General features: G+C 32.3%; 17 protein-coding genes. 3 read left to right on the top strand and 14 right to left on the bottom strand.

The window, feature by feature from the left end:
* Positions 1-13: 13 nt before the first annotated feature.
* Together MK119_RS20195 and MK119_RS20190 are read right to left on the bottom strand one after the other, a co-directional pair.
* Positions 14-646, bottom strand: coding sequence for a hypothetical protein (locus MK119_RS20195; RefSeq protein ID WP_290682753.1), 633 nt, complete (start codon positions 644-646; stop codon positions 14-16).
* Positions 647-649: 3 nt separating this feature from the next.
* Entirely contained in the window at positions 650-1,144 is a 495-nt protein-coding gene (locus tag MK119_RS20190; protein WP_290682751.1) for an RNA polymerase sigma factor, read from the bottom strand.
* A 108-nt stretch (positions 1,145-1,252) separates the two neighbouring features.
* Here MK119_RS20190 and MK119_RS20185 point away from each other — a divergent pair, with 108 nt between their 5' ends.
* A complete protein-coding gene (locus MK119_RS20185; protein WP_290682750.1) occupies positions 1,253-2,545 on the top strand; it encodes an NAD(P)/FAD-dependent oxidoreductase in 1,293 nt (430 codons plus the stop codon).
* Here the strand turns inward: MK119_RS20185 and MK119_RS20180 are convergent.
* From MK119_RS20180 to MK119_RS20165, 4 genes are read right to left on the bottom strand one after another with little or no spacing between them, the layout of a single operon-like run.
* On the bottom strand, positions 2,537-3,241 hold the full coding sequence (locus tag MK119_RS20180; RefSeq protein ID WP_290682748.1) for a lysoplasmalogenase: 705 nt from the start codon (positions 3,239-3,241) through the stop codon (positions 2,537-2,539). The genes MK119_RS20185 and MK119_RS20180 overlap by 9 nt on opposite strands.
* A 56-nt stretch (positions 3,242-3,297) precedes the next feature.
* Positions 3,298-3,963, bottom strand: a complete 666-nt coding sequence (locus MK119_RS20175; RefSeq protein WP_290682746.1) for a lysoplasmalogenase — start codon at positions 3,961-3,963, stop codon at positions 3,298-3,300.
* Positions 3,960-4,499: a metal-dependent hydrolase gene (locus MK119_RS20170; protein ID WP_290682744.1), complete on the bottom strand. Its 540-nt coding sequence runs from the start codon at positions 4,497-4,499 to the stop codon at positions 3,960-3,962. The genes MK119_RS20175 and MK119_RS20170 overlap by 4 nt, the downstream gene beginning before the upstream one ends.
* Positions 4,499-4,759 carry a DUF6576 domain-containing protein gene (locus tag MK119_RS20165; protein WP_290682742.1) on the bottom strand — a complete coding sequence of 87 codons (261 nt, stop codon included), beginning with the start codon at positions 4,757-4,759 and terminating at the stop codon, positions 4,499-4,501. The genes MK119_RS20170 and MK119_RS20165 overlap by 1 nt, the downstream gene beginning before the upstream one ends.
* 223 nt (positions 4,760-4,982) lie before the next feature.
* Between MK119_RS20165 and MK119_RS20160 the strand changes: the two genes are divergently transcribed.
* The gene (locus MK119_RS20160; protein ID WP_290682740.1) at positions 4,983-7,136 is read left to right on the top strand and encodes a TonB-dependent receptor; all 2,154 of its coding nucleotides are present in this window, start codon (positions 4,983-4,985) and stop codon (positions 7,134-7,136) included.
* Between the two features lie 51 nt (positions 7,137-7,187).
* On the opposite strand, the gene MK119_RS20155 is transcribed toward MK119_RS20160, so the two are convergent.
* From MK119_RS20155 to MK119_RS20130, 6 genes are all read right to left on the bottom strand, one after another.
* Positions 7,188-7,667 (bottom strand): hypothetical protein, encoded by a 480-nt coding sequence (locus tag MK119_RS20155; protein WP_290682738.1) that lies wholly within the window; start codon positions 7,665-7,667, stop codon positions 7,188-7,190.
* Between the two features lie 80 nt (positions 7,668-7,747).
* Positions 7,748-7,855, bottom strand: a complete 108-nt coding sequence (locus MK119_RS20150; RefSeq protein WP_290682736.1) for a GNAT family protein — start codon at positions 7,853-7,855, stop codon at positions 7,748-7,750.
* A 241-nt stretch (positions 7,856-8,096) separates the two neighbouring features.
* Positions 8,097-8,582, bottom strand: coding sequence for a DUF1572 family protein (locus MK119_RS20145; RefSeq protein ID WP_290682735.1), 486 nt, complete (start codon positions 8,580-8,582; stop codon positions 8,097-8,099).
* 68 nt (positions 8,583-8,650) lie between these two features.
* A complete protein-coding gene (locus MK119_RS20140) occupies positions 8,651-8,905 on the bottom strand; it encodes a hypothetical protein (RefSeq protein WP_290682733.1) in 255 nt (84 codons plus the stop codon).
* Between the two features lie 102 nt (positions 8,906-9,007).
* Entirely contained in the window at positions 9,008-9,220 is a 213-nt protein-coding gene (locus tag MK119_RS20135) for a hypothetical protein (protein WP_290682731.1), read from the bottom strand.
* Positions 9,221-9,273: 53 nt separating this feature from the next.
* Complete coding sequence (locus tag MK119_RS20130) at positions 9,274-9,789, bottom strand: GNAT family N-acetyltransferase (protein ID WP_290682729.1); 516 nt, start codon at positions 9,787-9,789, stop codon at positions 9,274-9,276.
* Positions 9,790-9,913: 124 nt separating this feature from the next.
* On the opposite strand from MK119_RS20130, the gene MK119_RS20125 reads away from it, so the two are divergent.
* The gene (locus MK119_RS20125; RefSeq protein WP_290682727.1) at positions 9,914-11,221 is read left to right on the top strand and encodes a phosphatidylserine decarboxylase; all 1,308 of its coding nucleotides are present in this window, start codon (positions 9,914-9,916) and stop codon (positions 11,219-11,221) included.
* 495 nt (positions 11,222-11,716) lie between these two features.
* Here MK119_RS20125 and MK119_RS20120 read toward each other — a convergent pair whose 3' ends face one another.
* A complete protein-coding gene (locus tag MK119_RS20120; RefSeq protein ID WP_290682726.1) occupies positions 11,717-12,202 on the bottom strand; it encodes a hypothetical protein in 486 nt (161 codons plus the stop codon).
* A gap of 611 nt (positions 12,203-12,813) precedes the next feature.
* Positions 12,814-13,296, bottom strand: coding sequence for a hypothetical protein (locus MK119_RS20115; protein WP_290682724.1), 483 nt, complete (start codon positions 13,294-13,296; stop codon positions 12,814-12,816).
* Positions 13,297-13,542 lie beyond the last annotated feature (246 nt).

Genomic DNA, 13,542 nt, shown 5'->3' with positions numbered 1-13,542 from the left:
GAAATGGTTTCGATTATTTTAATGATTTTAACTGTTGTAACTCTTTATAATTTGTTTTGAGTTTCTTAGTTAGGAGCCCGTATAGTAAATAATACACTCCATAAAATACGGCAACGACTAAACAAGCAGCAATGATTGTTGCGATGGCTAAAATTAAATTTTGAGAAAGTGTAGCTTCAGCACTATATACTTCCATGCCGCCAGCACCTTCTATATATCCCGTAGGAACTGCAATGCAAACGGTAAAAGCAATCACACTCAAACTGTACATTACATAATGCTTTACAGTTCTGCGTGTGACCATTATATTTTTCATCAAGTCTTTAATAGAACTTGTTGTAGAGATTTTTTTATAATTGATGTAAAACTTGTAAATAAAGTAAAATACAACTGCAGAGGTTGCGTAAAAGAACCAATTCAGCCACGAAGGCATGCTAGAGTCGTTCAAAATATCGGGTTGAATTAATAAGGCAAGAAGCACAATGGCAATTCCAAAACCTAGTTCTAATAAGCTGACGTAAAAGACCCACTTCACAAGTGATGAGGATTTCTTCAACATCATATTATCAATATCGTTGTAGGAAAGTTTAGGCTGATTTGCCTCTTGCTTTTTCCAGTCTTTCTTTAATAAATCTAATTCTTCCATAACTTATGGATTTAAAATCTTCTTCAATTTGGTCTTAATTCTGTTCATCTTCACACGTGCATTGACTTCAGTAATACCAATTGTTTCGGCTATTTCTTTATAATTTTTATCTTCTAAGTATAAGAAAATCAAAGCTTTTTCAATGTCTGAAAGCTGTTTGATTGCTTTATACATTAATTTCAATTGTTCTTCTTCAGTATCGTCATAATCTTCTGATTTAATCTTAAAAACGACACTTTCATAGTCTTGTGTTTTAACGCTACGTTTAGATTTTCTATATAAAGTAATTGCTGTATTCAACGCAACTCTATACATCCAAGTACTAAACTTAGAATCGCCTCTGAATTTTGGGTATGCTTTCCATAATTGTATGGTAATCTCCTGAAAAAGATCGTTATGCTGATCTTTATTTGAGGTATATATACGACACACTTTATGAACGATATTCTGATTGCGTTCTAATTTGGTAACAAAACTATGTTCGAGGTTCTTGCTCAATTTTTGATGGTTATTTGCTTATGAGTGTTTCTTTACACAAATATGTTACATATTTTTTAAAAAAATTTCAGAAAGCCGTATTTTTGTAGTGTAAAGGACCTTTTTTTTATGAATATACCAAGAACAAGCTACCCAAGAGTAGTCATTATTGGTGGCGGATTTGCAGGAATTTCGCTGGCAAAGCAGTTGAAAAAGCAAGAAGTACAAGCCGTATTAATTGATAAACACAATTATCACACTTTTCAACCTTTACTCTACCAAGTTTCTACAGGAGGATTAGAACCAGATTCTATTGCATATCCAATTCGAAAGATTATCAAAGATTATCCAAATTTTTTCTTCCGCATGGCAAATGTAGAAGGGATTAATACAGATACTAAATGTATTAGTACTGACATCGGAGAACTCAGTTATGATCATTTGGTAATTGCTACAGGATCTAAAACAAACTTTTTTGGAAATAGTGATATTGAAAAGCACAGTATGGAGATGAAAACGATTCCACAATCGTTGAACCTCCGTAGTTTGATTCTTGAAAACTTTGAACAAGCAATTTTAACTTCCGATTTAGAAGAACGCAATGCGTTGATGAACTTTGTAATTGTAGGCGCAGGACCAACAGGTGTAGAATTGGCTGGTGCTTTGGCTGAAATAAAAAAAGGAATTCTACCAAAAGATTATCCCGATTTAGACATTCGTCAAATGAAAATCAATTTGGTACAAGGTTCAGATCGTATATTACCAGCGATGAGCGAGAAAGCATCGGCAAAAGCAGAAGATTATCTGCAAGGCTTAGGTGTTGATGTTTGGAAAAATTTACGCGTTATCAATTATGATGGAGTTTGGGTACAAACAAACGATACGATAAACTTTAGATCGGCTACCGTAATTTGGTCCGCAGGCGTCAAAGGCGCTACCATTCCAGGTTTGGATGGTGAAGAATTGATAACTAGAGGCAATCGTATTTTGGTGAATCAATTTAATCAAGTAAAAGGGTTTGACAATATTTATGCATTAGGAGATATTGCAGCAATGCAAAGTGAAGATTATCCTTTTGGACATCCAATGATGGCACAACCAGCCATTCAACAAGGGAAGCATTTAGGTAAAAATTTAGTCCGTCAGCTACATGGAAAAGAAATGAAACCATTTAGTTATTACGACAAAGGTTCTATGGCAACAGTAGGAAGAAATAAAGCGGTTGTTGATTTACCAAAGTTCAAATTTCAAGGTGTTTTTGCTTGGTTTGTGTGGATGTTTGTGCATTTATTCTTTTTAATCGGTTTTCGAAATAGAATGGTTGTCTTCATCAATTGGGTATACAATTACATTCGTTTCGATCGTGAAGCGCGTTTAATTATAAGACCTTATAAAAAGCGTAAACAGTCATCTTTACATTAAAAAAGCGTCTTCTTGTTTTCGAACATTTTCTTTTGGATTGATCGCTAAAATTCCCAAAATGATCAGTAATTGCGAACTTCCATAGAAAAGCATAATGTATACATCTGTATAGGGTAAGGTTTTATAAAATTCATTAAGCCCAATAATCATCTGCACTAAGGTGAAACATAGAATTCCGACAAATACCAAGCGGTAACTTTTAATGTTTACATTCTTATAACGTAAGAAAGCTATTTTTAAAAAATTCAATATTGTTACTAAATAAATCATGACGGGAATTAATAAATTATTTAGACCATCATACATTAGGTAAATCATAGAGAGCGAAATAAGCAGCGAAACTGCCAAATACGGAATTAGTCGATCAATATCATATCGAGTTTGTTTATAAAGATATAAGGAGTAGAGTAGCACTGCAATTAAAAATAGTGTCAATCCTCCTATTAATGAATAAAAAGAAGTGTCTTGTAATAAAAGAACATCACCTGCACACAAAAATAGCAGTGCACCAATTATAATCAACCGATTGCGAAATAGCATTGCATGACTATTTATATAAAAAAAGAAAACTAGTAAAAGAGTGATTAAAGGTTTGGTAACAACTCTGTATTGATAAAATTCTTTAGCATTATTAAAATAAATATCTAAAGAAAGATTTAATAAGAATATGGCAATAAAAACTTTTAAAAATCTCATAAAATTCAGTGCTTCTCAAAAAAAGCAATGCAATTTAGTAAAAAAAATAGTACTTTTTACTTTTTATAACTTTTGAGAATTCCTAAAACAATGAGAATTTGCGCTAAAGCATATGTAGCCATAATACTGACATTGGAAAGTGGAAGTTCGTTATGAAACTTATTGATAGCTAGTAAACTATCTGATAACATGAAAAATATTGCACCTACAAATACATACACATAACCAGCGTGTAATATCATTCCTTTTTGTGAAAATGCAGTTGTAGCCATCGTTAAGATCACTGACATGTATACCAAAACAGGAATTAACAAATCTCCCAATCCGTCTTTAATTAGCCAAAATAAACCTGTGGCATACAGTAAAAGTAACAGTATGAAAGGAGTACTGTTCATCTTTGTATTTCTATTACGAAGAAATACCAAAATATACATGATATGTGCTATTAAAAAGGAAACCAAACCTGCAATGAAAAAAGTTTCAGCGTTTGCGACAAACATTAATAAAACATCACCTAATAAAGAAAAGAACAAAGCGAGTATAGTGAAGCGCTTTATAAAAGTGGGCAAATGTTTTGAATTTGATACAAAGAATACAAGTAAAGAAACTACAATGGCTGGTTTTGTAAAATAGTGCAAGTATATATATTCTTCAAAGCTTCCAAAAAAGAGCTCAAGTATTGTAATGATAATAAAAATGATAAGGAAGAGTTGTGTTTTCATGAGGTCTTTTTTCTAAAAAAATAATTTAAAATTAATAAGCTAATAGCAGGAATTCCAATATAGATTACTTCGCTTTGTAATACACGCAATCCCCGTTCACTAAAGAATTTCCCTGCACCGAGCGGCGATACCAAAATCGGTCGACACGGAAAGAAATAACGAGAATTTTCAAAAGGAATAAAGAAACCAACACCTTTTCCACCATTAGTAAGTGCATCAAGCAAACTATGTGATATTGTAGACAATAAAAAGATGAGAAACAGCACAATACCAAGCTTGGAGAAGTATTTGACTTTTTTGTAAAAGATAGCTCGGATCAAAAATGCCAATATAAAAGCAAATAAGATACTATGTGTAAATCCTCGATGTCCTAAAGGATGCATATATGGATATCCAAATTGAAACATGATCACATCTGCATCAGGAATAACAGCACAGAAAATTGCTAATAAAGATAGTTTTACGGGATTCAGTTTTACATTTGCAACCTTTCCAATGGTGTAAGCTGCGAATGCATGCCCAAAAATAGACGCCACTATTGAGCGTTTGAATATTCGTCTAACAATGCTTTTTCTTGCGCCGTTAAACTAGCCATTCCCTTTTCATTGATTTTCTCTAAAATACGATCAATGCGTTCTTGTTTTTCTTTGCGTTTTGCGTTGAATTTATCATCAATGGTTTGAAATCCACTACCTGCTTTTTGTGTCAATCCTTCAGTATCGCTCTTTGGCTTAAAAAATTTAATATAAATAAAAATTGCAATAACTGCACAGGCAAGATAAACCATTATATTCATAAGCAAATAAGCGTGTAAGGATTTTATAGACTTCAAAAATATGATATTTCTATTTTTTCTGCAATTAGAATCAACCGCAATTGCTTGATTTCATTTTTGATATCTAAATTTAGTATAACTACAATTCATCCTTAAATTACGACAATTGAGTAGTTCCTTTTTTCGAAGTCTTTCAAATTGCAAGAGATTTGTGCCATCATCAATCAATAATACAATACATCTCATGAAAAAATTACTACTACTTATCGGTTTTTGTGTATGCAATATCCTTACTGCACAAACAACGGTTTCCGGAATTATTACCGATCAATCAAACGAACCTATTTTTGGTGCTAATGTGTACTTAAAAGGTACGTATGATGGCGCTTCTACCAATGAAAAAGGAGAATTTAGCTTTACTACCGAAGAAACGGGCACACAAATTATAGTAATTTCTTTTTTATCGTTTGAAACAAAAGAACTATCATTAGATGTTTCACAAATGAAAAGTATGACGATTCAACTTCGTGAAAATGTAGATGCTTTAAATGCAGTAATATTGAGTGCAGGATCGTTTGAAGCTGGTGAAAATGCCAAAGTAACTGCCTTAAAACCATTGGATATTGTAACGACAGCAAGTGCTTTGGGCGATTTCGTAGGTGCTTTGCAAACTTTACCAGGAACGAGTACCGTTGCAGAAGATGGTCGTTTGTTTGTACGTGGTGGACGTGCCGAAGAAACACAAATTTTTATTGACGGAATTCGTGTATTTACGCCGTATAGTAACACCACAAATAATATTCCTGCACGTGGACGTTATTCGCCGTTTTTATTTAAAGGAATTACCTTTTCTACAGGTGGTTACTCAGCAGAATACGGACAAGCTTTGTCGGGAGTTTTAGAATTGAATACCATCAACGAACCAGATCAAGAGAAAACAGATATTTCTGTGATGACGGTTGGTGGCGCACTTGGACATACCGAAAAGTGGGAAAAAGGTTCAATCAGTTTTAGTACGTCATATATTAATTTAGCACCGTATTTGGAATTGTTTCCAGATCGTAACGATTGGATCAAACCATTTCAAGGTGGACAAGGAGAAAGTGTATTTCGTCATCATTTTGAAAATGGAACTTTAAAGTTTTACACAGCATTCGATATTACCGATTTTGAACTCGATCAAGAAAGTATCAATGTTGATGAGTTGGTTCGCTTTAAACTGAATAATAATAACTTATACATGAACGGTTCATACAAAGGTGTATTTGGAGAAGGTTGGGGAGTTTCAACAGGATTGAGTTATACACGCGATCAATCGAAAGTACGTGTTATTGACGATCGAATTAATAGTTTAGAAAATTCATTCCACTTTAAAGGGAAATTGAAAAAGAACTTTAGCAATCGTTTCAAACTAAGTTTTGGAGCTGAATACTTTACCACAGATTTTGATGAAGAGTTTGAAAATCCTTTTGTTCCTCAAGTTGATTATGGTTTCAAGAGTAATTTAATTGGCGCTTTTGCAGAATCCGATATTTTCTTTTCTAAAAACTTTGCGGCTAAAGTTGGCGTTCGTTTAGATCATACATCGTTGTTAGAGAAAACTACAATTTCACCACGTTTGTCGGTAGCGTATAAAACTTCAGATAAAGATCAAGTGTCTTTTGCTTTTGGACAATTTTACCAGAATCCGAATAACAACTATTTAAAATTTAATACAAATTTCCGACCAGAAAATGCCACACATTATATTTTAAACTATCAATATTCACATGAAGGAAGAACGTTTCGTGCAGAAGCATTTCACAAAGAATACAATGATTTAATTACCTTTTCAGGCGATTTTCCACAGTTCGGAACTGATTTTGCCAATGATGGTTTTGGACATGCAACTGGATTAGATCTTTGGTGGAGAGACAATAAAAGTATTAAAAATGTAGACTATTGGATTTCATATTCGTACTTAGATACTTCGCGTAAGTTTGAAAATTATCCTGTAGAAGCGATGCCAAATTTCGCAACAAAACATAACTTTTCATTAGTGACTAAGCATTGGATTGACAAATTGCAGAGTCAAGTCGGATTTAGCTATAATTATTCTACAGGAAGATCATATACAAACCCAAATATTGGTGGTTTCTTGAATGAAAAAACAAAAGATTACCATAGTTTGAGTTTCAATTGGGCATATTTAATCTCTCAACAAAAGATTTTGTACTTCTCAGTATCAAATGCATTGGGAGTGCGAAATGTTTTCGGATATGAATACGCTAACCAACCAGATATTAATGGAACATTTCAACGCAGAACGCTTCGTCCAAACGCAGATCAATTCTTTTTCGTAGGATTCTTTTGGACGATTAGTGACGATAAAAAGAGCAATCAGTTGGATACTTTATAGGGATTATGAAAGTTGGCGCGAGTTTAAAACTCGTGCTAGCTTTTATATAAGTTAGCTTGTTTTTAACTCTTCAATTTTTAATGTGTTCCGCAAAATTTCTAAACATTTTCTAGATGCCATAATAAATAGCATTTTTGGAATAACAAATAGTAACATTAAAATAAGTGCTAGCATTCCTAGTGAAGGCAAACTCATGATTTCTGAAGATTTTGAAAAGAAGTCAATGACACATTGAATGCTAAAAAAGCATATAAAAATTGCCATCATAATTTTAAAAGAACGTCTATACTCAAAAACAACATGCATTTCTTTCTCATGAATTTTTCCGTTCATGATGGTAAGAATTCCAAAGTGAGAATGCGGACAAATCAATTTGAAAGCATATCCATGAATAATTCCTAAAAACTTTTTGTTGGTAGAACTTACCTCAAAACGATGCGATTTTTTGGTATTATTTTCTAGCTGATGTAACGTTGTAGCTTGATTATCGATGAGTTTTAAATAGTATTTTTTAGTTGGAAAAATTGTCATGTATTGAACCTTTGTGAGGTATAAGACTCAGAAAATGATAAAACGCTACATTTTGAAAATATTAAAAAGAAATCGTAGCCTTAATTATCATTCCACTCACTTTTCAAAACCGCATACACAACATCATCAACCCAAGTTCCTTTGATGAACAGACTTTGCTTAAAATGTGCTTCTTTTCTAAAATTCAAACGTTCTAAAAGCTTTACAGGAGAAGTTTTTTTGTTTACGGAAGCAATAATTCGATGTCCTATAAAATCCAGTTTTTATTGAGTTTAAAAATGGCAATATCTTGGTTGTTAAAACAAACGCATACTTTACAATCAGTCACAGGAATAGTCAGTAAAATATCATCTTCTTTGTTTTTTAAGGTATGCAGCTTTATTTTATATTTATGCAATTAGTATGAAAGTTGAATTCTGAATTATGAACTCATGATTCTGAATTCCCAATCATTTTTTTAATTAAAAGTATTTGCCCAAGATGATAATACGCATGTTCAATTTGAACGTCTATATTTCGATGATATGTACCGTATTTTTCTAACACAAAATTTTCAAATAATTGAGCTTCTGACATATTTTCAACAAGTGAAATAAATTTCATTATACTGTTGTTGTATAAATCAATACGATCTTTCCAATCTTGTTCAGACGTAATTGGTGGCGCATCAAAACTGTATTTATCTTTTATGTCTAATGTTCCTCCTTCCAATACTTGCGTAACACCAGCAATATAATAATGCAAGTGAAATGTTAATGCCGCAATAGAATTTAAACCGTGAATACTTTTAACAGCATCTTGCCAAGATGTATTCATAATTTGTTCTTTTACGTTTGTACCAGTAACCCATTTACCTTCAGTGTATACTTCACGCAACCGATTTGCCAGACTTTTAGATGGATTTTCTTTTTGCATCAGATTTAATTTAAACACTAAAGAAATACAATATACGGTCAAAAAAGTATTTGTCAACTGTTAAGGTATCATTTTAGGGTTATAAGTGCCCCTTTTGCTACTTGAATCATGGTAATACGAACTTTTGTGGGGAAGAATTTTTCATGATCTGTGCGTTTGTGTGTATGTCCTTGTCCGCCACTATCATCTTTAATCACTAAATCCATTTGTTTGATTCCTTCTGACCAGATAATAGCTTCGTTTTCCCAAAATTCGTTCATTGAAACCTCTTTTTCATAGACTCCTTCTGCTGTGAACAAAACCGTAGAAGTACAGCCGTACATATTGCCTTTTCCTTTGTTTGGAATATAACAAAGCGTCCATTTGGTAGGTTCGTTTCCTTTTGGTTTTTCAATAACCTCTATACGAATATGAACCGTTCCATTTCAAAAATCTACAGGATGTGTCCAGTCTTTGGGAACGGTTGGAGAAAGTTTTTCATTCGTAATATAGTAATGTGATTTACTTGGCGAAGAACTTATGGCGTCTTGATATGTAAACGTAAATTCTTGATCAAACAAAACAAATTGTGTGGCTTCTGAGTTAGAGCAAGAGTAAATAGCTAGTATAAGAAATAGGTACAATAAACGTGTTTTCATTCCAGAAAAGTATTTGACCCTAAAGTAGTACAAATTCTGTTTGAAAAATGATACTAAAATGACAAATACATCACATAATTTGGATTGTATCGTGTTTCCGAAATTTTAAAATCATATTCACCTACAATTTTGAAATTGTTTTTTTTGTAAAATCGCAAAGCACGTTTATTTTCAATCAATACGTACAGCCATATACCGTTTTGTTGCTTTTCTCTGGAAAAATTTATGATATAATTAAAGAGTTGTGCACCGAGTTTTTGTCCGTGAAACTCTTTTAAAACATAAAAACGATCAAGTTTGGTAAGCTGCGTTTCTTCAACCATATTAGTAGACACATTGCATACAATTTTAGCATATCCAGCAAGTGTTTCGTCTGAAAAGATTAAGAAATAGTGAATATTTGTATTGTCAAATTCTGAACGAAGTGTATCTGTAGCAAATGCAGTTTCTACAAAAGATTCTACAGCTTCTTTGGGCGTATTTGGTAAGTATGTATCTAAAAAAGTAGTACTTCCTAATTTGGAAATAGCTGTGATGTCATTAAATGTTGCTTCTCGTATCTGAATCATCTTTAAAATTTGTAGTTTCAAAAGTACGCAAATCTACTTGCTTTTTTAATTAGGACAATACTACGCGTATATCAGAGTTATTTTGCTTCTATATTTGAGTAAAATAAAATTAAATCTTTTTACAATGAAAAACCCCACACACTTAAAGCATAGCCCGATTGTATTAGAATTACAAACCTTATTAAAAAAAAAGACAGAAATAGCATCTGCTTTATTACTATCATTACAAGCCGCCAATATTTCGGCTAAAGAGAGTTTAAACTCAGATTTATATAATGCGTATAATGATGAGTTTAATGGAAATGCCTGGCCAACAACTATCGAAGATTATTATGATTATTTAGATATGTACGTATGTTTGGTGCCAGATGAAAGTGATGATCCAAACTATCTAAATGCATGGAAAAGTACAGATTCTTCCAATGGATATAATCAAAAAGTATACGATTTATTATGTCAATTTTATTGGTTGGTAGATCAAAAAGTAGAACAGTCTGGACTTTCATTACAAAGTTATCCAGAGTTTGCAGCTTGGTTAGTAGCTTTTGCCAATGCTTGGGGAAGTTTCCTAGAAACTACAGCTTCATTAACAAAAGAAAGTTATTATTCGTTTAGACATAATCCAATGTATAATTACCCTTTATATAGTGATAATTCTGAGAGTTGGACAACGTTTAATGAGTTCTTTTACAGAGAATTTAACAATGCTGATCCTGTAACAGGAATTTCGCCATTGCGCCCAATTGCAGCACCAGACGATAATACAACCATAGTAGCACCAGCAGATTGTACCTTTAAAAAAGATTATAAAATAGACGATCAAGGGAATGTCTTGGGAAAAAATGGTCAAATTACACAAGATCGCTTAAAACACACACATACCATTGGTACAATTGATGAATTGTTAAATGGAAGTGAGCATGCTAAAGATTTTTACGGAGGAACATTTGTACATTATTTCTTAGGACCTTACGATTATCACCGTTTCCATACACCAGTAAGTGGAGAAGTATTAGAAATTAAAGATATTCCAGGAAAAGTATTTTTAAATGTAGAAATGGTAGAAGGACAATGGGACACACCAGATGGTGCTAAAGATGGTTATGAATTTAACCAATCACGTGGATTGATCATAGTAAACGGCGGCGAAAAAGTAGGGAAAGTTGCCATAATTCCTATTGGAATGGCACAAGTTTCTGGTGTAATGATGTACGCTAAAGACAATCCGCCAAATGGAGTTTCAGCCGAAAAATTGATTGCTACGGGGGATACTGTTGTCAAAGGACGTGAGTTTGGTAAATTCAGATTCGGTGGATCGGATATCATTATGGTCTTTGAAAAACCAGTAGAAGATTTATACATGTTTAAAGCAGATCCTGGACATGTTCCAATTCATTTCCAATATGGACAAACAGCTATTTATGTTCAATAATTTATCAGCTTATATATAATAGTACTAAAAACTGTTGCAGCATATTTGTTGTGACAGTTTTTGTTTTAATCTTCATTTTCAGAAATCTTATCTATTTCATCAATCACAGTTTTCTTTCTAAAGTATTTTCTACAAGAATAAAGCAACAGGAATGCTGCTAATGCGTACACATCAATTAACAATCGTTGTTCTCCCGAATCCAATTCAAAGCTTATATGTAAATGATGTATAACTTATTAGCTGCTAAGGTAACAGTTAGTTTGTTGCCATATACAATATATCTTACCATTTATGATTACAGGCGACAGTGGGAAAAAATAGTAGTATTTTTATGTCCTTCTATATCAACAAGCCCGATGATCATAATTGATTTTCCTTATTTTTTTATTCCTTGGGGAATTAATTTCTTTTCCATATAATTTGTACTCTGGTTTCAAAAGGAGCTTGCGAAAGTTACATCAGCGGCTTAGTACCCTTATTACACAAAACTTCTTCTTATGTGTCTGAAGCGTTATACCAAAGAAACACACCTAAGATAAATCCAGTAACGATGTATATTATATGTACAGTTGAACTAATAGTTAAAACTCCAAGATTTGTTACAAGTTGAATAAGTTCTGTTTGTTTAAAAAATAAGATAATAGTAATCGCCAGTAAAATTCCCAGACCTATAAATTCATTTAGCCAACGTTTTCTTGAAATTTTAAAAATGTACCCAGCAAGAAAACCCCAAATCCAAGGAATAATTGACAAAGATGCAGTATATCCTTTGGAGTTATAATACATTAGCATTCCTATAAAAATCAAAACTACCAATACCTGTTGTATTTTTAAAATACTTTTCTTTTGAATAAATACTTCTTTAGCCTCACTTATGAATTCATTTTTAAAAGTCAAAAAGATCATAACCAAAAAATTATAGATGAGTAAAAGAAATACAGAGGTATAGATAAAGTATTCTAAAATGATTGAAAATTTCATGTAAAAAGTGTTTCGATTAGGTAACCTAAAAGTAACCAATTCACAATGTTGTGAAATACCTAAACATGGGGAGTTTTGAGAAGAAGATAGGGCGTTTATTTTTACAGTTTAGACTTTGGTGAAGTTTTATGACAAGCTACTGAATGTATAATTTTAAGTAGTAACGATAGATTTAAAACCTAAATTTTTAGAAATCGAAATTTTTGGTAGAAGATATGATAGCGACTTGCTCATTAATAGGATCTTAAAAATGAAAACAAATAATACTCAATAAACAGATTAATACATCGCTATAATTTTTACAAAAAAGGGTAAGCCTTCACCTATCTTATCAATAAGTTAAACATTTTAAATTCTTTTATTCTATAAAAAAACAACCACAGTAACTAAACTATGGTTGTCTTTACGCTATATTAAAATTAATAATTTGCTTACTATTACCGCCACTAGTTTTGAAAACTAGCGGTAGCGATCACTCTGACGTGGACATTCTAGCGCTAGCGTGGGGGAAAATTCTAAAAAGTTTTGATAATTTCATTTTATTTATGAGCATTTTTATATGAATAGCTTTTAAATCTTATTGCTTACTCGTATCCGCCACTAGCTACAAGCTAGCGGGAGCGAGGGGCTTCATCTAAGGACTTATAAGTTGTTTTGTATTCAATTTTATCTTTCAACATTTTTAATAGTTTCTCAGAATCATTTACCCTAATTCCGTTTATCATTAATCCATGATTTTCTCCAAAACATAATGTATCCGTTTTTTTTCCATCTATGTGAACAAATGCCATTATTCTATTATCTGGATGATTTTTATTCTCACTATCAGCTTCTAAATTTTTATATTCATTATAGAACTTATCAATAAATAAAACATCAGTAATTTTTTTATAAAATAAATCACCTATTTGTTCATTTTCATTACCACTAAAAGTACAATCCATTGAAACTGGAAAACTAGTACCAGATTGTATGAAATGAATATTTATATACTTGTCTTTTTGTGAATCTTCACAATTAAAAATGATAGTAAAAATAAGTAATAGAAATAAACTCTTAAGACACCTTAATAATTTCATTTTAGTTTCGTGCATTTTCAAACTTTTTTGGATCAGGATTATAAAAAGGGAATTCCTTTTGTATCCTTTTAGTTAAAGATTTTGTTTTAGACCTATTTGCTGCGGTGAATAGCTTTTAAATTTTATTGCTTACTCGTATCCGCCACTAGCTTCAAGCTAGCGGCTAGCGCTCACGCTGTCGTGGACATTCTAGCGCCATCTAGGAAAAGCAAAACCGCTCACACATCCGTGAGCGGTTTTTTGATTATCATTTTTTATGAT

It is taken from the genome of Kordia sp., from assembly GCF_022447245.1.
Lineage (GTDB): Bacteria > Bacteroidota > Bacteroidia > Flavobacteriales > Flavobacteriaceae > Kordia.
Note: the sequence above shows the minus strand (reverse complement) of the source record. Positions and strands in the feature narration are given on the sequence as shown.

Coding starts and splice junctions, on each gene's coding strand:
- MK119_RS20175 (WP_290682746.1), bottom strand. CDS start 3,963: ATGAAAACACAACTCTTCCTTATCATTTTTATTATCATTACAATACTT.
- MK119_RS20185 (WP_290682750.1), top strand. CDS start 1,253: ATGAATATACCAAGAACAAGCTACCCAAGAGTAGTCATTATTGGTGGC.
- MK119_RS20160 (WP_290682740.1), top strand. CDS start 4,983: ATGAAAAAATTACTACTACTTATCGGTTTTTGTGTATGCAATATCCTT.
- MK119_RS20195 (WP_290682753.1), bottom strand. CDS start 646: ATGGAAGAATTAGATTTATTAAAGAAAGACTGGAAAAAGCAAGAGGCA.
- MK119_RS20130 (WP_290682729.1), bottom strand. CDS start 9,789: ATGATTCAGATACGAGAAGCAACATTTAATGACATCACAGCTATTTCC.
- MK119_RS20140 (WP_290682733.1), bottom strand. CDS start 8,905: ATGTACGGCTGTACTTCTACGGTTTTGTTCACAGCAGAAGGAGTCTAT.
- MK119_RS20125 (WP_290682727.1), top strand. CDS start 9,914: ATGAAAAACCCCACACACTTAAAGCATAGCCCGATTGTATTAGAATTA.
- MK119_RS20165 (WP_290682742.1), bottom strand. CDS start 4,759: ATGAATATAATGGTTTATCTTGCCTGTGCAGTTATTGCAATTTTTATT.
- MK119_RS20155 (WP_290682738.1), bottom strand. CDS start 7,667: ATGACAATTTTTCCAACTAAAAAATACTATTTAAAACTCATCGATAAT.
- MK119_RS20135 (WP_290682731.1), bottom strand. CDS start 9,220: ATGAAAACACGTTTATTGTACCTATTTCTTATACTAGCTATTTACTCT.
- MK119_RS20180 (WP_290682748.1), bottom strand. CDS start 3,241: ATGAGATTTTTAAAAGTTTTTATTGCCATATTCTTATTAAATCTTTCT.
- MK119_RS20120 (WP_290682726.1), bottom strand. CDS start 12,202: ATGAAATTTTCAATCATTTTAGAATACTTTATCTATACCTCTGTATTT.
- MK119_RS20115 (WP_290682724.1), bottom strand. CDS start 13,296: ATGCACGAAACTAAAATGAAATTATTAAGGTGTCTTAAGAGTTTATTT.
- MK119_RS20145 (WP_290682735.1), bottom strand. CDS start 8,582: ATGCAAAAAGAAAATCCATCTAAAAGTCTGGCAAATCGGTTGCGTGAA.